At 32.9% G+C, this 21,734-nt stretch carries 37 protein-coding genes; all 37 read left to right on the top strand.

Annotated elements, in window-relative coordinates:
• The first annotated feature begins 12 nt into the window (after positions 1-12).
• The 37 genes from fusA to E0D94_RS12750 all read left to right on the top strand — a co-directional run bounded on the left by fusA (position 13) and on the right by E0D94_RS12750 (position 21,729).
• Positions 13-2,079, top strand: coding sequence for an elongation factor G (gene fusA / locus E0D94_RS12930; RefSeq protein ID WP_130807978.1), 2,067 nt, complete (start codon positions 13-15; stop codon positions 2,077-2,079).
• A gap of 25 nt (positions 2,080-2,104) precedes the next feature.
• Positions 2,105-3,298 (top strand): elongation factor Tu, encoded by a 1,194-nt coding sequence (gene tuf, locus E0D94_RS12925; protein ID WP_130807977.1) that lies wholly within the window; start codon positions 2,105-2,107, stop codon positions 3,296-3,298.
• Between the two features lie 317 nt (positions 3,299-3,615).
• Positions 3,616-3,939 carry a 30S ribosomal protein S10 gene (gene rpsJ, locus E0D94_RS12920; protein ID WP_130807976.1) on the top strand — a complete coding sequence of 108 codons (324 nt, stop codon included), beginning with the start codon at positions 3,616-3,618 and terminating at the stop codon, positions 3,937-3,939.
• A gap of 88 nt (positions 3,940-4,027) precedes the next feature.
• Positions 4,028-4,660, top strand: coding sequence for a 50S ribosomal protein L3 (gene rplC, locus E0D94_RS12915; protein WP_130807975.1), 633 nt, complete (start codon positions 4,028-4,030; stop codon positions 4,658-4,660).
• Positions 4,661-4,684: 24 nt separating this feature from the next.
• A complete protein-coding gene (gene rplD, locus E0D94_RS12910; RefSeq protein ID WP_130807974.1) occupies positions 4,685-5,308 on the top strand; it encodes a 50S ribosomal protein L4 in 624 nt (207 codons plus the stop codon).
• Entirely contained in the window at positions 5,308-5,598 is a 291-nt protein-coding gene (gene rplW, locus E0D94_RS12905) for a 50S ribosomal protein L23 (RefSeq protein WP_130807973.1), read from the top strand. The genes rplD and rplW overlap by 1 nt, the downstream gene beginning before the upstream one ends.
• A gap of 30 nt (positions 5,599-5,628) precedes the next feature.
• On the top strand, positions 5,629-6,462 hold the full coding sequence (gene rplB / locus E0D94_RS12900; protein WP_130807972.1) for a 50S ribosomal protein L2: 834 nt from the start codon (positions 5,629-5,631) through the stop codon (positions 6,460-6,462).
• A gap of 40 nt (positions 6,463-6,502) precedes the next feature.
• Positions 6,503-6,784, top strand: coding sequence for a 30S ribosomal protein S19 (rpsS, locus tag E0D94_RS12895; RefSeq protein WP_130807971.1), 282 nt, complete (start codon positions 6,503-6,505; stop codon positions 6,782-6,784).
• A gap of 34 nt (positions 6,785-6,818) precedes the next feature.
• Positions 6,819-7,154 carry a 50S ribosomal protein L22 gene (rplV, locus tag E0D94_RS12890; RefSeq protein WP_130807970.1) on the top strand — a complete coding sequence of 112 codons (336 nt, stop codon included), beginning with the start codon at positions 6,819-6,821 and terminating at the stop codon, positions 7,152-7,154.
• A gap of 17 nt (positions 7,155-7,171) precedes the next feature.
• Positions 7,172-7,816 carry a 30S ribosomal protein S3 gene (gene rpsC / locus E0D94_RS12885; RefSeq protein WP_130807969.1) on the top strand — a complete coding sequence of 215 codons (645 nt, stop codon included), beginning with the start codon at positions 7,172-7,174 and terminating at the stop codon, positions 7,814-7,816.
• A 25-nt stretch (positions 7,817-7,841) separates the two neighbouring features.
• Positions 7,842-8,273: a 50S ribosomal protein L16 gene (gene rplP / locus E0D94_RS12880; RefSeq protein ID WP_130807968.1), complete on the top strand. Its 432-nt coding sequence runs from the start codon at positions 7,842-7,844 to the stop codon at positions 8,271-8,273.
• Positions 8,263-8,466 carry a 50S ribosomal protein L29 gene (gene rpmC, locus E0D94_RS12875; RefSeq protein WP_130807967.1) on the top strand — a complete coding sequence of 68 codons (204 nt, stop codon included), beginning with the start codon at positions 8,263-8,265 and terminating at the stop codon, positions 8,464-8,466. The genes rplP and rpmC overlap by 11 nt, the downstream gene beginning before the upstream one ends.
• A 26-nt stretch (positions 8,467-8,492) precedes the next feature.
• Positions 8,493-8,747: a 30S ribosomal protein S17 gene (rpsQ, locus tag E0D94_RS12870; RefSeq protein ID WP_130807966.1), complete on the top strand. Its 255-nt coding sequence runs from the start codon at positions 8,493-8,495 to the stop codon at positions 8,745-8,747.
• A 29-nt stretch (positions 8,748-8,776) separates the two neighbouring features.
• On the top strand, positions 8,777-9,145 hold the full coding sequence (rplN, locus tag E0D94_RS12865) for a 50S ribosomal protein L14 (RefSeq protein ID WP_130807965.1): 369 nt from the start codon (positions 8,777-8,779) through the stop codon (positions 9,143-9,145).
• Positions 9,146-9,160: 15 nt separating this feature from the next.
• A complete protein-coding gene (rplX, locus tag E0D94_RS12860; RefSeq protein WP_130807964.1) occupies positions 9,161-9,472 on the top strand; it encodes a 50S ribosomal protein L24 in 312 nt (103 codons plus the stop codon).
• A 23-nt stretch (positions 9,473-9,495) separates the two neighbouring features.
• The gene (rplE, locus tag E0D94_RS12855) at positions 9,496-10,038 is read left to right on the top strand and encodes a 50S ribosomal protein L5 (protein WP_130807963.1); all 543 of its coding nucleotides are present in this window, start codon (positions 9,496-9,498) and stop codon (positions 10,036-10,038) included.
• 15 nt (positions 10,039-10,053) lie between these two features.
• Positions 10,054-10,239 (top strand): type Z 30S ribosomal protein S14, encoded by a 186-nt coding sequence (locus E0D94_RS12850; protein ID WP_130807962.1) that lies wholly within the window; start codon positions 10,054-10,056, stop codon positions 10,237-10,239.
• Between the two features lie 31 nt (positions 10,240-10,270).
• On the top strand, positions 10,271-10,669 hold the full coding sequence (gene rpsH, locus E0D94_RS12845) for a 30S ribosomal protein S8 (RefSeq protein WP_130807961.1): 399 nt from the start codon (positions 10,271-10,273) through the stop codon (positions 10,667-10,669).
• A 31-nt stretch (positions 10,670-10,700) separates the two neighbouring features.
• Positions 10,701-11,240 (top strand): 50S ribosomal protein L6, encoded by a 540-nt coding sequence (rplF, locus tag E0D94_RS12840; RefSeq protein WP_130807960.1) that lies wholly within the window; start codon positions 10,701-10,703, stop codon positions 11,238-11,240.
• Between the two features lie 20 nt (positions 11,241-11,260).
• Positions 11,261-11,629, top strand: coding sequence for a 50S ribosomal protein L18 (rplR, locus tag E0D94_RS12835; RefSeq protein WP_130807959.1), 369 nt, complete (start codon positions 11,261-11,263; stop codon positions 11,627-11,629).
• Positions 11,630-11,646: 17 nt separating this feature from the next.
• Positions 11,647-12,153 carry a 30S ribosomal protein S5 gene (gene rpsE, locus E0D94_RS12830; RefSeq protein ID WP_130807958.1) on the top strand — a complete coding sequence of 169 codons (507 nt, stop codon included), beginning with the start codon at positions 11,647-11,649 and terminating at the stop codon, positions 12,151-12,153.
• Between the two features lie 12 nt (positions 12,154-12,165).
• Positions 12,166-12,342, top strand: coding sequence for a 50S ribosomal protein L30 (rpmD, locus tag E0D94_RS12825; protein ID WP_130807957.1), 177 nt, complete (start codon positions 12,166-12,168; stop codon positions 12,340-12,342).
• A 22-nt stretch (positions 12,343-12,364) separates the two neighbouring features.
• Positions 12,365-12,808, top strand: coding sequence for a 50S ribosomal protein L15 (gene rplO / locus E0D94_RS12820; RefSeq protein WP_130807956.1), 444 nt, complete (start codon positions 12,365-12,367; stop codon positions 12,806-12,808).
• A 1-nt stretch (position 12,809) separates the two neighbouring features.
• On the top strand, positions 12,810-14,084 hold the full coding sequence (secY, locus tag E0D94_RS12815; protein ID WP_130807955.1) for a preprotein translocase subunit SecY: 1,275 nt from the start codon (positions 12,810-12,812) through the stop codon (positions 14,082-14,084).
• A gap of 24 nt (positions 14,085-14,108) precedes the next feature.
• A complete protein-coding gene (locus E0D94_RS12810) occupies positions 14,109-14,759 on the top strand; it encodes an adenylate kinase (RefSeq protein WP_130807954.1) in 651 nt (216 codons plus the stop codon).
• On the top strand, positions 14,759-15,502 hold the full coding sequence (gene map, locus E0D94_RS12805; protein WP_130807953.1) for a type I methionyl aminopeptidase: 744 nt from the start codon (positions 14,759-14,761) through the stop codon (positions 15,500-15,502). The genes E0D94_RS12810 and map overlap by 1 nt, the downstream gene beginning before the upstream one ends.
• Before the next feature lie 11 nt (positions 15,503-15,513).
• The gene (locus E0D94_RS12800) at positions 15,514-15,795 is read left to right on the top strand and encodes a KOW domain-containing RNA-binding protein (RefSeq protein WP_130807952.1); all 282 of its coding nucleotides are present in this window, start codon (positions 15,514-15,516) and stop codon (positions 15,793-15,795) included.
• A 28-nt stretch (positions 15,796-15,823) separates the two neighbouring features.
• Positions 15,824-16,042: a translation initiation factor IF-1 gene (gene infA, locus E0D94_RS12795; RefSeq protein ID WP_130807951.1), complete on the top strand. Its 219-nt coding sequence runs from the start codon at positions 15,824-15,826 to the stop codon at positions 16,040-16,042.
• 15 nt (positions 16,043-16,057) lie between these two features.
• Positions 16,058-16,171: a 50S ribosomal protein L36 gene (rpmJ, locus tag E0D94_RS12790; protein ID WP_130807950.1), complete on the top strand. Its 114-nt coding sequence runs from the start codon at positions 16,058-16,060 to the stop codon at positions 16,169-16,171.
• A 120-nt stretch (positions 16,172-16,291) separates the two neighbouring features.
• Positions 16,292-16,660 carry a 30S ribosomal protein S13 gene (rpsM, locus tag E0D94_RS12785; RefSeq protein ID WP_130807949.1) on the top strand — a complete coding sequence of 123 codons (369 nt, stop codon included), beginning with the start codon at positions 16,292-16,294 and terminating at the stop codon, positions 16,658-16,660.
• Positions 16,661-16,675: 15 nt separating this feature from the next.
• Positions 16,676-17,074: a 30S ribosomal protein S11 gene (gene rpsK, locus E0D94_RS12780; RefSeq protein WP_130807948.1), complete on the top strand. Its 399-nt coding sequence runs from the start codon at positions 16,676-16,678 to the stop codon at positions 17,072-17,074.
• A gap of 30 nt (positions 17,075-17,104) precedes the next feature.
• Positions 17,105-17,728, top strand: coding sequence for a 30S ribosomal protein S4 (gene rpsD / locus E0D94_RS12775; protein ID WP_130807947.1), 624 nt, complete (start codon positions 17,105-17,107; stop codon positions 17,726-17,728).
• Positions 17,729-17,788: 60 nt separating this feature from the next.
• Positions 17,789-18,736, top strand: coding sequence for a DNA-directed RNA polymerase subunit alpha (locus tag E0D94_RS12770; RefSeq protein WP_130807946.1), 948 nt, complete (start codon positions 17,789-17,791; stop codon positions 18,734-18,736).
• 30 nt (positions 18,737-18,766) lie between these two features.
• Positions 18,767-19,108 carry a 50S ribosomal protein L17 gene (rplQ, locus tag E0D94_RS12765; RefSeq protein ID WP_130807945.1) on the top strand — a complete coding sequence of 114 codons (342 nt, stop codon included), beginning with the start codon at positions 18,767-18,769 and terminating at the stop codon, positions 19,106-19,108.
• 137 nt (positions 19,109-19,245) lie between these two features.
• Positions 19,246-20,076 (top strand): energy-coupling factor transporter ATPase, encoded by an 831-nt coding sequence (locus tag E0D94_RS12760; protein WP_130807944.1) that lies wholly within the window; start codon positions 19,246-19,248, stop codon positions 20,074-20,076.
• Positions 20,073-20,936, top strand: coding sequence for an energy-coupling factor transporter ATPase (locus E0D94_RS12755; protein WP_130807943.1), 864 nt, complete (start codon positions 20,073-20,075; stop codon positions 20,934-20,936). The genes E0D94_RS12760 and E0D94_RS12755 overlap by 4 nt, the downstream gene beginning before the upstream one ends.
• Complete coding sequence (locus E0D94_RS12750) at positions 20,929-21,729, top strand: energy-coupling factor transporter transmembrane component T family protein (RefSeq protein WP_130807942.1); 801 nt, start codon at positions 20,929-20,931, stop codon at positions 21,727-21,729. The genes E0D94_RS12755 and E0D94_RS12750 overlap by 8 nt, the downstream gene beginning before the upstream one ends.
• Positions 21,730-21,734 lie beyond the last annotated feature (5 nt).

The raw sequence follows: 21,734 nt of genomic DNA, 5'->3' as shown, positions 1-21,734 counted from the left end.
GAGGAAACAATTATGGCAAGAGATTATCCTTTAAAGAGAACACGAAACATTGGGATAATGGCTCATATAGATGCAGGTAAAACAACTGCAACAGAGAGAATATTATTCTACACAGGAAAAGTTCATAAACTAGGTGAAACTCATGAAGGTGGCGCTCAAATGGACTGGATGGAGCAAGAGCAGGAAAGAGGAATTACTATAACTTCTGCTGCAACAACAGCATTTTGGAAAGACCATAGAATAAATATCATAGATACACCAGGGCATGTGGACTTTACTGTAGAGGTTGAAAGATCTCTTCGTGTACTTGATGGATCAGTTGCTATATTTGACGCAAAGAGTGGTGTTGAACCACAATCAGAAACAGTTTGGCGTCAAGCAGATAAATACGGGGTTCCTAGAATGTGCTTCGTAAATAAAATGGATAAAATGGGTGCAGACTTCTTTATGTCTGTAGACACTATGATAGAAAAATTAAAGGCAAATGCAGTACCTGTTCAAATGCCTATTGGTGCTGAAGATGACTTTAGCGGAATAATTGATTTAATAGAAATGGATGCAAAAATCTATAAAGATGATTTAGGGAAAGAAATTGAAGTTACTGAAATCCCTGAAGACTTAAAAGAAAAAGCAGAAGAACTTAGAGAAAATTTAGTTGAAAAAGTTTCTGAAGCTGATGAAGAATTAATGATGAAATATTTAGAAGGTGAAGAAATAACAAAAGAAGAATTGAAAGAAGGAATTAGAAAAGCTACTATAGCTAATGAAATAGTTCCTGTTCTTTGTGGTTCAGCTTATAAAAACAAAGGTGTTCAATTATTAATTGATGCAATTGTTGAATATATGCCTTCACCATTAGATGTTCCACCTATTCAAGGTATACTTCCTGAGACGGAAGAACCTTCAGAAAGACCATCATCAGATGATGAGCCTTTTAGTGCATTAGCGTTTAAAATAATGACAGACCCATATGTAGGTAAGCTTGCTTTCTTTAGAATTTATTCAGGAACTATGGAGTCAGGTTCATATGTTTTGAATTCAACTAAGAATAAAAGAGAAAGAATTGGTCGTATATTACAGATGCATGCGAATAGTAGAGAAGAGATAAATATTGCATATGCTGGAGATATTGGAGCAGCAGTAGGACTTAAATCAACTGGAACAGGTGACACACTTTGTGATCCTGATAATCCAATTATACTTGAGTCAATGATCTTCCCTGAGCCGGTTATTTCTGTAGCTATAGAACCAAAAACTAAAGCTGGTCAAGAAAAAATGGGTATAGGACTTGCAAAACTTGCAGAAGAAGATCCTACTTTTAGAACTTATACTGATGAAGATACAGGTCAAACTATAATTTCTGGTATGGGTGAACTTCATTTGGAAATAATAGTAGATAGACTTTTAAGAGAGTTTAAGGTAGAGGCGAATGTAGGTAACCCTCAAGTTGCTTATAAAGAGTCAATTACAACTAAAGCAGATGTTGAGTCTAAATATGCTAAGCAGTCTGGTGGTAAAGGTCAATATGGTCATGTTAAGATTATCATGGAGCCATTAGAACCAGGCTCAGGCTATGAATTTGAAAACAAAATCAAAGGTGGATCTATTCCAAAAGAATATATTCCAGCAGTTGATCAAGGTATTCAAGAAGCAGCTCAAACAGGTATACTTGCAGGATACCCAGTATCTGACTTTAGAATCACATTATATGATGGATCATATCATGAGGTTGACTCATCAGAAATGGCATTTAAAATAGCTGGTTCTATGGCATTTAAAGATGCTATGGCTAAAGCTAAACCTGTTATATTAGAACCATATATGAAAGTTGAAGTTCTTATTCCTGATGAATATATGGGAGATGTAATGGGAGATATCAACTCTAGAAGAGGTAGAATTGAGAATTTTGAAGATAGAAATGGAATTAAAGCTATAAATGCTTTTGTACCACTTTCTGAAATGTTTGGATATGCAACAGATTTAAGATCTAATACTCAAGGTCGTGGAAACTATTCTATGGAATTAGATCATTTTGAAGCAGTTCCTAAAAGTATTGCAGAAGAAATTATGGGAAAATAATTTAAAAAATTGAGGAGGATTAATAATGGGAAAAGCAAAATATGAAAGAACTAAACCACATGTTAACGTTGGAACAATAGGACACGTTGACCATGGTAAAACAACATTAACAGCAGCAATAACAGCAGTATTACATGAAAGACTTGGATTTGGAGAATCAACAGCATTTGACAACATAGATAAAGCTCCAGAAGAAAGAGAAAGAGGAATAACAATATCATCAGCTCACGTTGAGTATGAAACAGAAAACAGACATTATGCACACGTTGACTGCCCAGGCCATGCTGACTATGTAAAGAACATGATAACAGGAGCAGCACAAATGGACGGAGCGATACTAGTAGTATCAGCAGCAGATGGACCAATGCCACAAACAAGAGAGCACATCTTATTATCAAGACAAGTTGGAGTACCACAAATAGTAGTATTCTTAAACAAAGCAGATATGGTAGATGATGAAGAATTAATAGAATTAGTAGAAATGGAAGTAAGAGAATTATTATCAGAATATGAATTTGATGGAGATGACATTCCAGTAATAATAGGATCAGCTCTAAAAGGATTAGAAGACCCAAGTGGTGAGTGGGGAGATAAGATCATGGAATTAATGGAAGCAGTAGATGAAACAATTCCATCACCAGAAAGGGAAGTAGACAAAGACTTCTTAATGCCAGTAGAAGATGTATTCTCAATTACAGGTAGAGGAACAGTGGCAACAGGAAGAGTAGAAAGAGGAGTACTAAAAGTACAAGACACAGTAGAATTAGTAGGATTAGCAGATAGTGCAAGACAAGTGGTAGTAACAGGAGTAGAAATGTTTAGAAAGTTACTAGACCAAGCACAAGCAGGAGATAACATTGGAGCACTATTAAGAGGTGTACAAAGAGATGATATTGAAAGAGGTCAAGTATTAGCTAAGCCTGGTTCAATAACACCACATACAAAATTCAAATCAGAAGTATATGTATTAAACAAAGAAGAGGGTGGAAGACATACACCATTCTTTAACGGATACAGACCACAATTTTACTTTAGAACAACAGATGTTACAGGTTCAATTCAATTAGATGAAGGCGTAGAAATGGTAATGCCAGGAGATAACGCACAATTTACAATTGAACTTATTACACCAATAGCAATGGAAAAAGGACTTAAATTTGCTATACGTGAAGGTGGAAGAACAGTTGGAGCTGGAGTAGTTAGTGAAATAATAGAGTAATAATATAAGTAAATTAAAAGAAGGGGAAGCCCTTCTTTTAATTTAATAAAAAAAATAAAAAAAATGAAAAAAATGAAAAAAACCCTTGTAATTTGTGTATTTTTAAGTTAAAATATTAAAGTATGCGGTTGACATGCGATGAGGCAAGAGGTAGCTGCATCTTGCAGGGAATTTTTGCTGAGAATGTCCAATTACTAATTGGGCGGCAGGCTTTGCCTGAACATTTATCTTTTTTACATTAGAAAACACCCGGATAAGTGTATCGGTAAAACCTTGTCGTATGTAAATAAACATGCGATAGAAGGAGGGAATCGTAAATGGCTAATAGTTCTAAAGGGAAACAAAAGATAAGAATAAGATTAAAAGCTTATGATCATAATGTTTTGGATGCATCTGCTGAAAAAATAGTAGAAACTGCTAAAAGAACTGGTGCTAAGGTTTCAGGTCCAGTACCGTTACCAACAGAGAAGCAAGTTATCACAATATTAAGAGCTGTGCATAAGTACAAAGACTCTAGAGAGCAGTTTGAACAAAGGACTCATAAGAGATTAATCGACATTTTAAGCCCAACACCAAATACTGTTGATTCATTAATGAAACTTAATTTACCAGCAGGTGTTGATATTGAAATTAAATTATAATTGTTAAATTGAATAAGTATGGTTAACACCTTACTTAGAATGATTACTGTAACGGTAATCCGCTGTAAGAAAACAGGAGGTGTATTGAATGAAAGGTATATTAGGAAAGAAAATAGGAATGACTCAAATCTTTACTGAAGAAGGAAAAGTAGTTCCTGTAACAGTTGTAGAAGCAGGCCCGATGAATGTAGTGCAAGTTAAAACTACAGATGTTGATGGTTATAATGCTATTCAAGTAGGATATTCAGAAATAAAAGAAAAGAAAGTGAATAAACCTATAAAGGGACATTTTAGTAAAGCTCAAGTTGATCTTAAGAAGCATTTAGTTGAATTTAGAGTTGAAGATTCATCTAATTTCAATGTAGGAGACGAATTAAAAGTTGACTTATTTGAAGCAGGAGACATGATTGATGTAAGTGGTGTTTCAAAAGGTAAGGGGTTCCAAGGTGTTATTAAAAGACACGGACAATCAAGAGGACCTGAAACACATGGTTCAAAATATCATAGAAGACCAGGTTCAATGGGAGCTTCATCAGATCCATCAAGAGTATTTAAAGGTAAAAAATTACCAGGACATATGGGTCATAGAAAAGTAACAATTCAAAACTTAGAAATAGTTAAAATTGACACTGAAAATAATTTACTACTTGTAAAAGGTGCAATACCTGGACCTAAGGGTGGATTATTAACAATAAAAGAAAGCGTAAAGGCTTCTAAATAAGTTCTATAGAAGGGAGGATATGAAATGCCTAAAGTAGCTTTATATAACGTATCAGGTGAGCAAATCGATGATATAGAATTAAATGATAATGTGTTCGGAGTAGAAGTAAATAAGCATGTATTATATGAAGTAGTAAAAAATCAATTAGCTAATAAAAGACAAGGAACTCAATCTGTTAAAACTAGAGCTGAAGTAAGAGGTGGAGGAAGAAAACCTTGGAGACAAAAAGGTACAGGTAGAGCTCGTCAAGGAAGTATAAGAGCACCACATTGGGTAGGTGGCGGTGTAACATTCGCTCCAAAACCAAGAGATTATAGATATAGTGTACCAAAAAAGGTTAGAAGACTTGCTATGAAATCAGCTTTGAGTTCTAAAGTTTTAGATAATGAACTGTTTGTTGTTGATGAAATAAAAATGGATCAACCTAAAACAAAAGAAATGGCAAATATCTTGAAAAATTTAAATGCAAACAAAAAAGCTCTTATAGTTATGGATAGAAAAGATGAAAATATAATTAAATCAGCAAGAAATATTGAAGGTGTGCAAACTGCATTAGTTAATACAATAAATGTATATGACATATTAAAATATGATGCTTTTATCATAACTAAAGATGCTGTTAAAAAAGTGGAGGAGGTGTATGCTTAATGCGTAATCCACATGATATAATAAGAAGACCTGTAGTAACAGAACAAAGTATGAATGATATGGCTGAAGGTAAGTACACTTTTGTAGTGGATAAAAGAGCCAATAAAACTGAAGTAAAAAAAGCAGTTGAAAAAATATTTGATGTTAAAGTAAGTAAGGTCAATACAATGAATATGACTGGAAAACTTAAGAGAATGGGAAGAAATATAGGAAGAAGACCAAGCTGGAAAAAAGCTGTGGTAACTTTAACTGAAGATAGTAAAGCGATTGAATTCTTCGAAGGTATGTAATAAATAGTTAGTAAGAAGGAGGGAAACATAATGGGTATTAAAAAATTTAGACCTACTTCACCAGCCTTGAGACAAATGACAGTTTCTACTTTTGATGAAATAACAACAGACCAACCAGAAAAGTCACTTTTAACTTCTTTAAATAAAAAGTCTGGAAGAAATAGTCAAGGGAAGATAACTATACGTCATAGAGGTGGCGGAGCAAAAAGAAAATATAGAATAATTGATTTCAAAAGAAATAAAGATGGCGTACCTGGTAAGGTAGCTACAATAGAATATGATCCAAATAGAACAGCGAATATAGCGCTGATTCATTATGCAGATGGTGAAAAAAGATATATATTAGCTCCTAATAAATTAAAGGTAGGAGATACTATAGAATCAGGTGAAGATGTAGATATCAAAATAGGTAATGCATTACCACTTAAATTTATACCAGTAGGTTCAACAATTCATAATGTAGAACTTAAAGCAGGTAAAGGTGGACAATTAGTTCGTTCAGCAGGTAACTCTGCTCAATTAACTGCTAAAGAAGGTAATTATGCTCAAGTTAAATTACCATCTGGAGAAGTAAGAATGGTAAGAATTGAATGTAGAGCAACTATAGGTCAAGTAGGTAATATAGATCATGAAAATATTACTATAGGTAAAGCTGGTAGAAAGAGACATATGGGAATTAGACCTACTGTAAGAGGTAGTGTTATGAACCCTAACGACCATCCACACGGTGGTGGTGAAGGTAGAACTCCTATAGGTAGACCATCTCCAGTAACTCCATGGGGTAAGCCTACACTTGGATATAAAACTCGTAAGAAAAATAAGAAGTCTGATAAGTATATTGTAAGATCAAGAAAAAGAAAGTAATTAATCAAATAGATAATAACAGTTGAAAGGAGGCACTTTAATGGGTAGATCATTAAAGAAAGGACCTTTTGTAGATGATCATTTAATGAAAAAGGTTGAAGAATTAAATGAGAAGAATGATAAAAAAGTAATTAAGACATGGTCACGTCGTTCAACTATATTTCCTCAAATGATAGGACACACTATAGCGGTTTATGACGGAAGAAAGCATGTTCCAGTATATATTACTGAAGATATGGTTGGTCATAAACTAGGTGAGTTTGCTCCAACTAGAACATTCAGAGGACATGGAGATACAGAAAAGAAAACATCACTTAGATAATATAAGAAGGATTTTGATGTGAGGAGGGACGAAAATGGAAGCTAAAGCAATAGCTAAACATGTTAGAATTTCACCTAGAAAAGTTCAAATAGTTGCTGATTTAGTAAGAGGAAAAAATGTAGATGAAGCACTTGCTATATTAAAATTCACTCCTAGAAAAGGCGCAGATAAATTAGAAAAGGTTCTAAAATCAGCAGTAGCAAATGCTGAGAATAATTTTGATTTAGATAGAGATAATTTATATATATCAGAAGTTTATGCAAATCAAGGTCCAACACTTAAAAGATGGAGACCAAGAGCTCAAGGTAGAGCTTTTCAAATTAGAAAAAGAACTAGTCATATAGGTGTAGTAGTTAAAGAAAGAGAATAAGAAAAGGAGGGATACGAATGGGTCAAAAAGTTAACCCACATGGTTTAAGAGTTGGAGTAATAAAAGATTGGGATTCAAGATGGTACGCAGACAAGAAAAACTTTGCGGATTATTTAGTGGAAGACAATAAGATACGTAAATATGTTAAGAAAAAAATGTTTATCGCTGGAATCTCTAAAATAGAAATTGAAAGAGCAGCAAACAGAATAAAACTTAATGTTTACACTGCTAAGCCTGGTATGGTTATAGGTAAAGGTGGTTCAGGTGTAGAAGCACTAAGAAAAGACTTAGAAAAAATGACTGATAAAAAAGTTGTTGTAAATGTTGAGGAAGTAAAAGTTCCAGAAAAAGATGCTCAATTAGTTGCAGAGAATATTGCATCACAAATTGAAAGAAGAGTATCTTTTAGACGTGCTATGAAGCAAAGTATTCAAAGAACAATGAGAACTGGAGTAGAAGGTATTAAAACTTCAGTAGCTGGTAGATTGAATGGTGCAGATATGGCAAGAACTGAAGGATATAGTGAAGGTACTATACCTCTACAAACACTTAGAGCAGATATTGATTATGGATTTGCAGAAGCTGATACAACTTATGGAAAAATTGGTGTTAAAGTTTGGATATATAAAGGAGAAGTTCTTCCGGTTAAAGAAGAACAGTAATCCCTTAAGGAAGGAGGAATAGGTCATGTTAATGCCTAAAAGAGTAAAGCATCGTAAAGAGCATAGAGGAAGAATGAAAGGTAAAGCAACCAGAGGAAATACTATTACTTATGGAGAGTATGGAATTCAGGCTTTAGAGCCAGGTTGGATTACATCAAATCAAATAGAGGCAGCAAGAAGGGCTATGACAAGGCACGTAAAAAGAGGTGGAAAGATTTGGATAAAAGTCTTCCCAGATAAACCAGTAACTAAGAAACCTGCTGAAACTCGTATGGGTAAAGGTAAGGGTTCACCAGAGTACTGGGTAGCCGTTGTAAAACCAGGTAGGATAATGTTTGAGATAGCTGGAGTATCTGAAGAATTAGCAAGAGAAGCTATGAGATTAGCAATGCATAAACTACCTATTAAATGTAAATTTGTAACTCGTGATGAGGGTGGTGAAGCTAATGAAAGCTAGTGAACTACGTGAAATGACAAAAAATGAATTAGAAAACAAGCTAGCTGAGTTAAAGTCTGAGTTATTCAACTTAAGATTCCAGTTAGCTACTGGACAACTTGATAATCCTATGAGGATAAAAGTTGTAAGAAAAGATATAGCAAGAGTAAAGACTATAACAAGAGAACGCGAACTAAAAGAATTAAAGGCTTAATAGTTCCATGAAAGGAGGGCTAATTAATGGAAAGAGCAAATAGAAAAGTAAGAACAGGTAAAGTTATGAGCAATAAAATGGATAAAACAATAGTAGTTGGAGTAGAAACATTTATTTCTCACCCACTTTATGGAAAGCAAGTTAAGAAAACAACAAAATTTAAAGCCCATGATGAAAATAATGAGTGTAACATAGGTGATAAGGTGAAAATCATGGAAACTAGACCATTAAGTAAGCAAAAAAGATGGAGATTAGTAGAAATTATAGAAAAAGTTAAATAATCCTTACAGAACTGAAGGGAGGGTAATATATGATTCAAGTTGAATCTCGCTTAAAAGTAGCAGATAACTCTGGTGCAAAAGAGTTATTATGTATAAAAGTTTTAGGTGGTACAAGAAGAAAATATGCAAATGTTGGAGATATAATAGTTGCTTCTGTTAAAACAGCAACACCCGGCGGTGTTGTTAAAAAAGGTGACATAGTAAAAGCAGTAGTAGTAAGAACTACAAAAGGTCTAAGAAGAGATGACGGAAGTTATATTAGATTTGATGAAAATGCTGCTGTTATTGTAAAAGATGACAAACAGCCAGCAGGAACTCGTATCTTTGGTCCTGTAACAAGAGAACTAAGAGACGGAAACTTCATGAAGATAATCTCACTAGCACCTGAAGTATTATAAAGGGAGGTGTAATGAATGCACGTGAAAAAAGGAGACACTGTTGTAGTTATAGCAGGTAAAGATAAAGGTAAAAAAGGTAAAGTATTACAAGTTATACCGAAGAAAAACAGAGTATTAGTTGAAGGTGTCAACATGATAACTAAACATCAAAAGCCTAGTCAACAAATGCAACAAGGTGGTATAGTTCATCAAGAAGGCGCTATTCATGCATCAAATGTTATGCTTTGGAGTAAATCTGATAATCAAGGTGTAAGAGTAGGATATAAGACATTAGATAATGGAAAGAAAGTAAGAGTGAGCAAGAAAAGCGGCGAAGTAATCGACTAAGTTTCATGGAAGGAGGATAGGTTATGACATCACGTTTAAAAGAAAAGTATACAAATGATGTAGTGCCATCACTTGTAGAAAAATTCAATTATAAAAATGTAATGGAAGTACCAAAATTAGAAAAGATAGTAATTAATATAGGTATGGGATTAGCGAAAGATAATCCTAAAGCTTTAGAAACAGCTATAGAAGAACTTAAGATTATAACAGGTCAAAAACCTGTAACAACTAAAGCGAAAAAGTCTGTTTCTAACTTTAAGATTCGTGAAGGTATGCCAGTAGGAGCAAAAGTTACTCTAAGAGGAACTAGGATGTATGACTTTTTAGATAAATTAATGAATATTGCTTTACCAAGAGTTAGAGACTTTAGAGGTGTTTCTAAAACATCTTTTGATGGAAGAGGAAATTATGCTTTAGGAATAAAAGAACAGTTAATATTCCCTGAAATTGAATATGATAAAGTTGATAGAATTAATGGAATGGATATAATTATAGTAACTACTGCTGAAAATGATGAGCAAGCAAGAGAATTTTTAGCTCTTATGGGAATGCCCTTTAAAAAATAATAAGGAGGGATTTATGTGGCAAAGAAAGCTATGAAATTAAAGCAACAAAAAAAAGCAAAATATAGTACACAAGAATATAATAGATGCAGAATTTGCGGAAGACCTCATGGTTATTTAAGAAAATTTGGTGTATGTCGTATATGTTTTAGAGAACTAGCATATAAAGGACAAATACCAGGGGTAAAGAAAGCAAGTTGGTAAGAATAAACGAGAGTGGAAGGAGGTAACTCTAATGGCAATGACAGATCCAATCGCTGATATGTTAACAAGAATAAGAAATGCTAATCGTCAAAAACACGATACAGTAGATATTCCTGCTTCTAACATCAAGAAAGCAATAGCTGAGATATTATTAAATGAAGGTTTCGTAAAGGGCTATGATGTGATCGAAGATGGTAAACAAGGAATAATAAGAGTGCAACTTAAATACAGCAGAGATAATGAAAAGGTAATAACTGGACTTAAGAAAATATCAAAACCAGGACTTAGAGTATACGCTAAAAAAGATGAAATACCAAGAGTTTTAGGAGGGCTAGGAATAGCAATACTTTCTACTTCAAAAGGTATATTAACTGATAAAGAAGCTAAAAAGAACGACGTAGGTGGAGAAGTAATCTGCTACGTATGGTAATAGATTATTAGATCTATGAGGAGGTGCAATTATGTCAAGAATAGGTCTTAAACCAATACAGATACCTGAAGGTGTTGAGGTTAAATTAGATGATAAAAACTACATGGTAGTTAAGGGACCAAAAGGAACATTAGAACAACAATTAGAAAAAGATATGAATATAGAAATAAAAGATAATGAAATAACAGTAAGTCGTCCTACTGAAAATAAAAGACATAAATCCCTTCACGGACTTACAAGAACACTGATAGATAATATGATTATTGGTGTTACTAAGGGATATGAAAAAAGATTAGAAATACAAGGTGTAGGTTACCGTGCACAAAAACAAGGTAAAAAACTAAACTTGAATTTAGGTTTTTCACATCCAGTAGAAATGGAAGATCCAGAAGGAATCGAGACTGAAGTTCCATCAAACACTAAGATAATAGTTAAGGGAATAGATAAGCAAAAAGTAGGAAATTACGCAGCAGTTATAAGAGAATTAAGAAAACCAGAGCCATATAAAGGTAAAGGTATAAGATACGAAGGTGAAAGAGTAAGACGTAAAGAAGGTAAAACTGCTAAATAGAAAGAAAGGAGTGAACAAGAGTGCTTAATAAAGTAAGAAAAAATGAGAGAAGATCAAAAAGACATGCTAGAATGAGAAACAAAGTACAAGGAACTCCTGAGAGACCTAGATTAAATGTCTATAGAAGTTTGAATCATATATATGCTCAGATAATTGATGACGTTAACGGCGTTACTTTAGTTCAAGCATCCACTCTTGATAAAGACTTAAAAGATAAGTTAGAATCCACATCTAACAAAGAAGCTGCTAGAGAAGTAGGAAAGCTTGTAGCAGAAAAAGCGAAAAAAGAAAATATTGAATCTGTAGTTTTTGATAGAGGCGGATATATTTATCATGGTAGAGTAAAAGAATTAGCTGAAGGAGCAAGAGAAGCTGGCCTTAATTTTTAGACAAAGGAGGGGAACAAATGAAGCGTGGACGTATAGATGCTAGTGAATTAGATTTACAAGAAAAAGTTGTTAATATAAATCGTATAACTAAAGTTGTAAAAGGTGGTAGAAACTTTAGATTTAGTGCACTTGTTGTAGTTGGAGATGGAAATGGTCATGTAGGAGTAGGAATGAGCAAGGCTATTGAAATTCCAGATGCTATAAGAAAAGCTATAGAAGATGCTAAAAAGCATTTAGTTAAAGTACCAATGGTTGGTACTACTATACCACATGAAATAATAGGTAGATTTGGTGCAGGTAATGTATTATTGAAACCAGCTCCAGAAGGTACAGGAGTTATAGCAGGTGGTCCTGTTCGTGACGTATTAGAACTTGCAGGTGTAAGAGATATTAGAACAAAATCCTTAGGCACAAGTAATCCAAGAAATATGGTAAATGCAGTTATAGATGGATTGGATAGACTTAAAACTTCTGAAGAAGTTGCAAAGCTAAGAGGAAAATCAGTAGAAGAAATCATAGGTTAGGGGGCGAGAACCTTGGCTAAAATAAAAGTGAAATTAATTAGAAGTAAAATAGGCAAAACTGAAAAGCAAATTAAAACAGTTGAAGCTTTAGGCCTTAGAAAAATAGGTCAAGTGGTAGAGCACGAAGATAATCCACAAATAAGAGGTATGGTAAACAGAGTAAACCATATGGTAGAAATAGTTGAGTAATTTAAAGTAAGGAGGTGCGACTATGAAACTTCATGAGTTAAGACCTAACGAAAATGGAGGCACTAAAAGCCGTAAAAGACTTGGTAGAGGTACAGCTACAGGACAAGGTAAAACTTCTGGTAGAGGTGAAAATGGCCAAAGATCACGTTCTGGTGGAGGAGTAAGACCAGGATTTGAAGGTGGACAAATGCCAATATATAGAAGATTACCTAAAAGAGGATTTACTAATGTATTCGCTACAAACTATGCTATAGTAAATGTAGAAGATTTAAATAGATTTGAAGAAGGAGTAGAAATAACTCCAGAATTATTAAAGGAATCAAAACTAATAAAGAAATTAGAAGATGGCGTTAAAGTACTCGGAAATGGTGAGTTAAACAAAAAACTAACTATTAAAGCCCACAAATTCAGCAAATCAGCTGTTGAAAAAATAGAGGCTGCAGGGGGAAAGGTAGAGGTGATCTAAAGTGTTATCAACTCTAAGAAATGCATGGAAAATTCCGGATTTAAGAAAAAAAATACTATTTACATTATTAATGTTAGCAGTTTTTAGATTAGGTTCAAATATACCAGTACCATTTATGAATAAAGAAGTTATTGAAGAATTATTTCAAGGTAGTGGTGGAGGAGTATTAGAACTATTTAACTTAATGAGTGGTGGAGCATTTGGTCAGATGACTATTTTTGCTCTTAATATTTATCCATACATTACCGCATCTATAGTAATTCAATTATTAACTATAGTTATACCTTCTTTAGAAGCTTTAGCTAAAGAAGGCGAAGTAGGAAGAAAAAAAATAGCACAATATACTAGATATTTAACAGTAGTTTTTGCATTAATTCAAGCAATAGGTATATCAGTAGGCTTATTCCAAAATGCTATAATAGGCGATGGAATACTTCCTATAGCAGTTGTAGTTATAACAATTACGGCAGGTACAGCATTCTTGATGTGGTTAGGTGAGCAGATAACAGAAAATGGTATAGGAAATGGTATATCACTTATAATCTTTGCAGGGATTATCTCAAGGATACCTGTAGGAATATATAATGCAGTGAACCTTTGGTTAAATGCTAAAACTGTTAGCTTGATAGAATTAATCTTATTTGCTATAATAGCTGTTATTGTTATAGCTGGTGTTGTAGCAATACAAGAAGGACAAAGAAGAATTCCGGTTCAATATGCTAAGCGAGTTGTAGGAAGAAAAATGTATGGTGGACAAAGCACACATATACCATTAAAAGTATTAATGGCTGGAGTTATTCCGGTTATATTTGCTTCATCATTACTAGCATTCCCACAAACTTTAGGATTTTTCTTTGAAAGTTGGGCAGCTTTTATATCAAAATGGTTATCACCACAAGGTAGCCCAGGAGTATGGATATATTCAATATTAAATGTAATATTGATTGTATTCTTTACTTATTTCTATACTGCAATACAATTTAACCCAGTTGAATATGCAAATAACTTAAAGCAAAATGGTGGTTTTATTCCTGGTATTAGACCTGGAAGACCTACAACGGAGTATTTAAATAGGGTTATATCAAGACTTACTTTGGTTGGTGCCATAGTATTAGCACTTATTGCTACTATGCCAACAATTTTATCTTCATTTGGTAATTTAAAAATAGGATTTGGAGGAACAGCTCTATTAATCGTAGTTGGTGTTGCACTAGAAACTGTTAAGCAAATGGAGTCACAAATGATGATGAGACATTATAAAGGATTCTTAAAATAGAAAACTCTCTAAGGAGATGAGATTTTGAGACTTATATTATTAGGACCACCTGGAGCTGGGAAAGGAACCCAAGCTTCAGGTATAATAAATAAATATAATATACCACATATATCTACTGGAGATATATTTAGAAAAAACATTAAAGAGGGTACTGATTTAGGAAAGCAAGCTAAGGAATACATGGATAAGGGATTACTTGTTCCTGATGAATTAGTTGTAGGTCTAGTAAAAAATAGATTGACAGAAAATGATACAGAAAATGGATTTTTATTAGATGGTTTTCCAAGAACAGTAGCTCAAGCTGAAGCCCTTGATACTGAGCTTAAAAATTTAGGTTGGTCTTTAGATAATGTTATTAACATTAAAGTATCAAAAGATGAATTAGTAGAAAGAGCTGTAGGTAGAAGAATTTGTAAAGATTGTGGTGCTACTTACCACATTAAATTTAATCCACCTACTATACCAGGCAAATGTGATGTGTGTGGAGGAGAACTTTATCAAAGAGATGATGATAATGAGGAAACTGTAGCTAAAAGAATTGAAGTTTATGAAAATCAGACCTCACCACTTATAGAATATTACAATAAACAAGGTGTTTTATTGAATATAGATGGTGCACAAGATATAGATAAAGTTTTTGATGATATAGTAGATGCTCTTGGGAGCAAGAAATAATGATTATTTTAAAAAGCAAGAGAGAAATAGAAAAGTTAAAAGTAGCTGGAAATCTAGTATCCAAGACTCATGAATATTTGAAGGGTTTAATCAAACCTGGAATAACAACAAAAGAGCTTGATGAAGCAGCTTATGAATTTATTACTAAGCACGGTAGTGTACCAGCATTTAAAGGGTATCAAGGCTTTCCAGGTAGCATTTGTGCTTCAATAAATAATGAAGTAGTTCATGGTATACCAGGATTAAAAAAATTAAAAGATGGCGATATTATAAGTATAGATATCGGTACTATAGTTGATGGTTATTATGGAGATGCTGCTAGGACACATAGTGTAGGCAAAATTAGTGAAAATGCTAAAAAACTTATAGATGTAACTAAAGATAGTTTTTTTGAAGGAATCAAATTTGCTAAAGAAGGTTACAGGCTATCTGACATATCTCATGCAATACAAAAGTATGTTGAAAGCAATGGCTTTTCAGTTGTAAGAGACTATGTAGGTCATGGAATAGGAAGATCAATGCACGAAGATCCACAAATACCTCATTATGGACCACCAGGTAAAGGGCCGAGGCTTAAAAGAGGAATGGTTCTTGCAATTGAACCTATGGTGAATGAGGGTACCTTTAGAGTAAAAGTATTGGAAGATGAATGGACAGTGGTAACACTTGATGGTAAATTATCTTCTCATTATGAAAATACTATAGCTATTACCGATGGAGAACCAGAAATTTTAACAATCTAGAGGTGAAGCATTTGGAAACTACAGGAGAACTTGAATTAGGTCAAGTTGTAAAGTCTAGTGCTGGAAGAGATAGTGATAAATTTTTCATCGTAGTTGATATAATAGATAAAAATTATGTTTTACTAGTAGATGGAAGTTTAAGAAAGCTAGATAATCCTAAAAAGAAGAAAGTTAAACATATCAAAAAAACAAATAAAATTTTTGATGAATTAAAAAATAAGATCGAAGCTAAAGAAAAGTTCAACAATGCATATATTAGAAAATTATTGGCTTCTTTAGTAAAAGAGAATTAAAGCCAGGAAATGGAGGTTATATAACCTTATGTCCAAAAAAGATGTTATAGAGGTAGAAGGAACAGTTTCAGAAACTTTACCAAATGCAATGTTTAAAGTAGAGTTAGAAAATGGTCATGAGATATTAGCACATATTTCAGGCAAATTAAGAATGAATTTCATAAGAATTCTCCCTGGAGATAAAGTTACTGTTGAATTGTCACCATATGACTTATCAAGAGGAAGGATTACGTGGCGAAAGAAGTAACAAGGAGGGATTACAGTGAAAGTAAGACCATCAGTAAAAAAGATGTGCGAAAAATGCAAACTTATTAGAAGAAAAGGAAAAGTAATGGTTATATGCGAAAATCCTAAGCACAAACAAAAACAAGGATAATATTTACCCTAGTTTTATAAAGGATTTTGTAGTATAATATTTAGTTGATTAATAAAATTAGAGCGCGGCTGCTTTATGAATAGATAATCGTAAACATAAGTTTAGGAGGTGTAAGCTTAAATGGCCAGAATCGCGGGTATAGACTTACCAAGAGATAAAAGAGTAGAAATTGGATTAACTTATATATATGGTATAGGTAAATCAAAATCAAATGAAATATTAGCAACAACTGGTATTAATCCAGATACAAGAGTGAAAGATTTAACTGAAGATGAAGTAAGTAAACTTAGAAATGAAATAGATAATATTATGGTTGAAGGTGACCTTAGAAGAGAAACAGCTATGAATATCAAAAGACTTAAAGAAATTGGTAGTTATAGAGGTTTAAGACATAGAAGAGGTTTACCAGTAAGAGGACAGCATACTAAAAATAATGCAAGAACTAGAAAAGGTCCTAAAAAATTAGCAAGTAAAAAGAAAAAGAAATAAAGGAGGGACTTATAAGTGGCTAAAAAAGCAGTAAAAAGAGGTCGTGTAAAGAAAAGACAACGTAAAAATATTGAAAGAGGTCAAGCACATATTCAGTCTACTTTTAACAATACTATTGTTACTATAACTGATACTAAAGGAAATACAATTTCATTTGCAAGTGCTGGTCAACTTGGTTTTAGAGGGTCAAGAAAGTCAACTCCATTTGCAGCACAAATGGCAGCAGAAGAAGCAGCTAAAGCTGCTATGGTACATGGATTAAAAACAGTTGAAGTTTATGTTAAAGGACCTGGTTCAGGTAGAGAAGCTGCAATCAGATCATTACAAGCTACTGGTTTAGAAGTGAACTTAATAAAAGATGTCACTCCAATCCCACACAATGGTTGTAGACCACCTAAAAGAAGAAGAGTATAACAGAAAGAGATTAGAGGAGGTGCAAAAGATATGGCAAGATATACAGGACCTGTGTGTAGACAATGTCGTAGAGAAGGGTTAAAACTTTATTTAAAAGGAGACAAATGTTTCACAGACAAATGTCCAGTTACTAGGAGAAACTATGCACCTGGTGAACACGGACAGGGTAGAAAGAAATTATCAAACTATGGAGTTCAATTAAGAGAAAAGCAAAAAGTACGTAGATATTATGGGGTATCTGAAAAACAATTTGCTAAATACTTTGATATGACTGATAAAATGGAAGGTATTGCAGGTGAAAACTTCTTAAAAATATTAGAAACTAGATTAGATAACGTAATTTATAGATTAGGACTTGCGTCATCTAGAGCAGAAGCAAGACAACTTGTAAATCATGGACATTTCTTAGTAAATGGAAAGAAAGTTGATATAGCTTCTTATTTAACTAGTACAGGAGATGAAATAGAAGTTAAATCAAAAAGTACACAATCTGCTAAATTCAAAGAATTAGTTGAAGGGCATCAAGGAAGCGTGCCACAATGGTTAAATATAGATACAGAAAACTTAAAAGGTAAAGTAGTTGCTGAACCTTCAAGAGAAGATATAGAGCTCCCAATTGAAGAACACTTAATCGTAGAGTGGTATTCTAAGTAATAAAATATAGAATTGGTTGCCCTCAGAATAGATAAAAAACTGATAGGGAGGGTTAAGTTAATGATAGAGATAGAAAAGCCAAAAATTGAAGTAGTTGAATTAAGTGAAGATAATACCTATGGAAAGTTTGTAGTAGAGCCTTTAGAAAGAGGATATGCTACAACTTTAGGTAATTCCCTAAGAAGAATATTACTTTCTTCACTACCTGGTGCAGCTGTTTCATCTATAAAAATCCAAGGAGTATTGCATGAATTTTCAACAATACCTGGAGTTGTAGAAGATGTAACAGAAATAATACTCAATGTAAAAAATATTGCAGCTATTATGCATACAGATGAGCCTGTAACTTTAATAATTGACGTTGAAGGTGAAGGCGAAGTTACTGCTGGTGACATACAAGTAAGTGGTGATGTAGAGATTTTAAATGAAGATTTACACATAGCTACCTTAGATAAGAATGCCAAGTTATATATAGAACTTGTTATGGAAAAAGGTAGAGGATATGTACCAGCTGAAAGAAACAAAAAAGAAGAAGATTCAATAGGAACATTACCTATAGATTCTATTTATACTCCTGTTAAAAAAGTTAATTTCAGTACTGAAAATACTAGAGTAGGTCAAGTAACTGATTATGGTAAATTAGTACTTGAAGTATGGACTGACGGGACAATTAAACCTGATGAAGCAGTTTCATTAGGAGCTAAAATATTCAATGAACATCTTAATCTATTTATAACTCTTACTGATACTGTAGATGATGTAGAGATTATGGTAGAAAAAGAAGAGGACACAAAAGAAAGAGTTCTAGAAATGACTATTGAAGAACTTGATCTTTCTGTTAGATCTTATAACTGCCTAAAAAGAGCTGGCATAAATACTGTTGAAGAATTAACAGATAAGTCTGAAGAAGATATGATGAAAGTTAGAAACTTAGGTAAAAAATCTCTTGATGAAGTAGAAAAAAAGTTAAAAGATTTGGGCTTAGGTTTAGAAAAATCTGAAGAATAGAATTACCCTAACAAGAAGGAGGGATACGAGATGGCTAAGTTAAGAAAGCTTGGACGCCCTACTGACCACAGAAAGGCTATGTTAAGAAACTTAGTAACAAGTCTTTTAAGAGAAGGTAGAATAGAAACTACAGTAACAAGGGCTAAAGAAACAAGAAAATTAGCTGAAAAAATGATAACACTTGGCAAAAAAGGTGATTTACATTCAAGACGTCAAGTATTAGCATATATATATGATGAAACAGTAGTTAAAGAATTATTTGAAGAAATAGCACCTAAATATGAAGATAGAAATGGTGGATATACAAGAATAATGAAATTAGGACCTCGTAGAGGCGATGGTTCTGAAATGGCTATAATTGAATTAGTATAAATAATTAAAGGGGCTAAGAATATTCTTAGCTCCTTTAATTATTTATTTTTTACAATATATAAATGTTTGAACTACCTTACTTACTGTGCTAAAATGGATAGGTAAGATACTCTTATATATAGAGAGGAAAGAAGAATATGGATGAAATAATGATTAAAGCAAATAATTTAACATATGAATATAAAAATAATGAAGAACAAAGTAATATTGCACTTAATAACGTAAATTTAGAAGTTAAAAAAGGTGAGTTTGTTGTAATACTAGGACATAATGGTTCTGGAAAGTCAACACTTGCAAAACATATAAACGCTTTACTACTTCCTACAGAAGGAAATTTATATGTTAAAGGTATGGATACATTAGATGAAGAAAAACTTTGGGATATAAGATCAACTGCAGGAATGGTATTTCAAAATCCTGATAATCAGCTAGTGGCTACAATTGTAGAGGAAGATGTAGCTTTTGGTCCTGAAAATCAAGGTATTGAACCAGGTCAAATAAGAGAAAGAGTAGATAAAGCACTTGAAATAGTAGAGATGACAAAATATAAAGAACATGCACCACATCTTTTATCAGGTGGTCAAAAACAAAGAATAGCAATAGCAGGTGTACTTGCAATGAATCCAGAATGTATTATATTAGATGAACCTACAGCTATGCTTGATCCATCTGGAAGAATAGAAGTTATGGAAACTATAAAAAAATTAAACAGAGAAGAAGGTAAGACTATTGTTCATATTACACATTATATGGACGAGGCAGTAGATGCTGATAGGATAGTTGTTATGGAACAAGGAGAGATAGTACTTGAAGGGACACCGAAACAAGTCTTTTCTCAAGTAGATAAAATGAAAGCCTTTGGACTTGATATTCCACAAGTAACGGAGTTGTCATATAAATTAAGAAATAGAGGAATAGATATTCCAACTAATATATTAACTGTAGAAGAAATGGTGAAATTAATATGAAAATAAAAATAGAAAACTTAAATCATATATATAATCCTGGAAATCCATTTGAAATTAAGGCATTGGATAGTGTAGATTTAGAAATAGATAAAGGTGAGTTTGTAGGGTTAATAGGCCATACAGGATCTGGTAAATCAACTCTTATTCAGCATTTAAATGGTTTGCTTAAAGCTACCTCTGGGAAAATATTCATAGGTGATACTGAATTAACTAAAAAAGATGTAAAACTTAAGGAAATAAGACAAAGAGTAGGTTTGGTTTTTCAATACCCAGAACATCAGTTATTTGAAGAAACAGTATATAAAGATGTATCATTTGGACCTAAGAATTTAGGATTAAGTGAAGAAGAAGTAAAAATAAGAGTAAAAGAAGCTATGGAAGTTGTAGGACTTAACTATGAAGAAGTAAAAGAACGATCTCCTTTTGAATTAAGTGGTGGGCAAAGAAGAAGAGTAGCAATAGCAGGTGTACTTGCAATGAAACCTGATATATTAATACTAGATGAACCTACAGCAGGGCTTGATCCTAAAGGTCGTGATGAAATATTAGGGCAAGTAAAATCACTTTATGATAGATACGGAATTACAATAATACTTGTATCTCATAGTATGGAAGATATAGCAAAGTTAGTAAATAAAATAATAGTTATGCATAAAGGTAAAGTTAATATGGTAGGGAATCCTAGAGAAATATTTAAAAGAGTAGAAGCGCTAGAAAAAATAGGACTTGGTATACCACAAATAACGTATTTAATGAGAGAGTTAAAAAAGAGAGGTAAAGATATAAGAGATGATGTACTTACAGTAGAAGAAGCTGAAGTGGAGTTATTAAAATATTTAAGGAGTAAAAGAGATGCTTAAAAACATAACAATAGGACAGTACTTTCCAGGTAATACAGTTATTCACAAACTGGATCCCAGAATTAAAATATCAATAACACTATTATTTATAATTTCGTTGTTTTTTATAGATAGTTTTACCCCATATCTATTTGTTACAGCATTCATATTTATATCAATATTTTTATCAAAGGTGCCTTTAAAATTCATATTAAAAGGATTAAAGCCTTTGTTCATTATAATACTTATAACGTTTTTTATAAATGCACTTTTAACTCCTGGAGAAGTATTATATAAATTAGGACCTTTGAAAATAACTATAGAGGGTTTAAGACAAGCAACATTTATGGCATTAAGACTTGTTTTTCTTATAATAGGGACTTCATTATTAACACTTACTACTTCACCTATATCACTTACTGATGGTATAGAAAAATTATTGAACCCTTTTAGAAAAGTAGGGCTTCCTGCACATGAGCTTGCTATGATGATGACAATAGCACTTAGATTTATACCTACTCTATTAGAAGAAACAGATAAAATAATGAAAGCTCAGATGGCACGTGGAGCAGACTTTGAAAGCGGAAATATAATGAATAGAGCAAAAAGTTTAGTACCTTTACTTGTACCACTTTTTATATCTGCATTTAGGAGAGCAGATGAACTTGCCATGGCAATGGAAGCAAGATGTTATAGAGGTGGAGAAAATAGAACTAGAATGAAAGTTTTAACCCTTGGAATGAGAGATTTTTTTGCTATGAGTATATCTGTTTTACTTTTAGTAATAATAATATTATTTAGATATGTAATTTAGAGGAT

Source organism: Senegalia massiliensis (assembly GCF_900626135.1).
In the GTDB taxonomy this organism is placed as follows: domain Bacteria; phylum Bacillota; class Clostridia; order Tissierellales; family SIT17; genus Anaeromonas; species Anaeromonas massiliensis.
Note: the sequence above shows the minus strand (reverse complement) of the source record. Positions and strands in the feature narration are given on the sequence as shown.

Bases quoted from the DNA above. Each gene is read 5' to 3' on its own strand.
- fusA (WP_130807978.1), top strand. From the start codon at position 13: ATGGCAAGAGATTATCCTTTAAAGAGAACACGAAACATTGGGATAATG.
- tuf (WP_130807977.1), top strand. From the start codon at position 2,105: ATGGGAAAAGCAAAATATGAAAGAACTAAACCACATGTTAACGTTGGA.
- rpsJ (WP_130807976.1), top strand. From the start codon at position 3,616: ATGGCTAATAGTTCTAAAGGGAAACAAAAGATAAGAATAAGATTAAAA.
- rplC (WP_130807975.1), top strand. From the start codon at position 4,028: ATGAAAGGTATATTAGGAAAGAAAATAGGAATGACTCAAATCTTTACT.
- rplD (WP_130807974.1), top strand. From the start codon at position 4,685: ATGCCTAAAGTAGCTTTATATAACGTATCAGGTGAGCAAATCGATGAT.
- rplW (WP_130807973.1), top strand. From the start codon at position 5,308: ATGCGTAATCCACATGATATAATAAGAAGACCTGTAGTAACAGAACAA.
- rplB (WP_130807972.1), top strand. From the start codon at position 5,629: ATGGGTATTAAAAAATTTAGACCTACTTCACCAGCCTTGAGACAAATG.
- rpsS (WP_130807971.1), top strand. From the start codon at position 6,503: ATGGGTAGATCATTAAAGAAAGGACCTTTTGTAGATGATCATTTAATG.
- rplV (WP_130807970.1), top strand. From the start codon at position 6,819: ATGGAAGCTAAAGCAATAGCTAAACATGTTAGAATTTCACCTAGAAAA.
- rpsC (WP_130807969.1), top strand. From the start codon at position 7,172: ATGGGTCAAAAAGTTAACCCACATGGTTTAAGAGTTGGAGTAATAAAA.
- rplP (WP_130807968.1), top strand. From the start codon at position 7,842: ATGTTAATGCCTAAAAGAGTAAAGCATCGTAAAGAGCATAGAGGAAGA.
- rpmC (WP_130807967.1), top strand. From the start codon at position 8,263: ATGAAAGCTAGTGAACTACGTGAAATGACAAAAAATGAATTAGAAAAC.
- rpsQ (WP_130807966.1), top strand. From the start codon at position 8,493: ATGGAAAGAGCAAATAGAAAAGTAAGAACAGGTAAAGTTATGAGCAAT.
- rplN (WP_130807965.1), top strand. From the start codon at position 8,777: ATGATTCAAGTTGAATCTCGCTTAAAAGTAGCAGATAACTCTGGTGCA.
- rplX (WP_130807964.1), top strand. From the start codon at position 9,161: ATGCACGTGAAAAAAGGAGACACTGTTGTAGTTATAGCAGGTAAAGAT.
- rplE (WP_130807963.1), top strand. From the start codon at position 9,496: ATGACATCACGTTTAAAAGAAAAGTATACAAATGATGTAGTGCCATCA.
- rpsH (WP_130807961.1), top strand. From the start codon at position 10,271: ATGGCAATGACAGATCCAATCGCTGATATGTTAACAAGAATAAGAAAT.
- rplF (WP_130807960.1), top strand. From the start codon at position 10,701: ATGTCAAGAATAGGTCTTAAACCAATACAGATACCTGAAGGTGTTGAG.
- rpsE (WP_130807958.1), top strand. From the start codon at position 11,647: ATGAAGCGTGGACGTATAGATGCTAGTGAATTAGATTTACAAGAAAAA.
- rplO (WP_130807956.1), top strand. From the start codon at position 12,365: ATGAAACTTCATGAGTTAAGACCTAACGAAAATGGAGGCACTAAAAGC.
- map (WP_130807953.1), top strand. From the start codon at position 14,759: ATGATTATTTTAAAAAGCAAGAGAGAAATAGAAAAGTTAAAAGTAGCT.
- infA (WP_130807951.1), top strand. From the start codon at position 15,824: ATGTCCAAAAAAGATGTTATAGAGGTAGAAGGAACAGTTTCAGAAACT.
- rpsM (WP_130807949.1), top strand. From the start codon at position 16,292: ATGGCCAGAATCGCGGGTATAGACTTACCAAGAGATAAAAGAGTAGAA.
- rpsD (WP_130807947.1), top strand. From the start codon at position 17,105: ATGGCAAGATATACAGGACCTGTGTGTAGACAATGTCGTAGAGAAGGG.
- E0D94_RS12770 (WP_130807946.1), top strand. From the start codon at position 17,789: ATGATAGAGATAGAAAAGCCAAAAATTGAAGTAGTTGAATTAAGTGAA.
- rplQ (WP_130807945.1), top strand. From the start codon at position 18,767: ATGGCTAAGTTAAGAAAGCTTGGACGCCCTACTGACCACAGAAAGGCT.
- E0D94_RS12760 (WP_130807944.1), top strand. From the start codon at position 19,246: ATGGATGAAATAATGATTAAAGCAAATAATTTAACATATGAATATAAA.
- E0D94_RS12755 (WP_130807943.1), top strand. From the start codon at position 20,073: ATGAAAATAAAAATAGAAAACTTAAATCATATATATAATCCTGGAAAT.
- E0D94_RS12750 (WP_130807942.1), top strand. From the start codon at position 20,929: ATGCTTAAAAACATAACAATAGGACAGTACTTTCCAGGTAATACAGTT.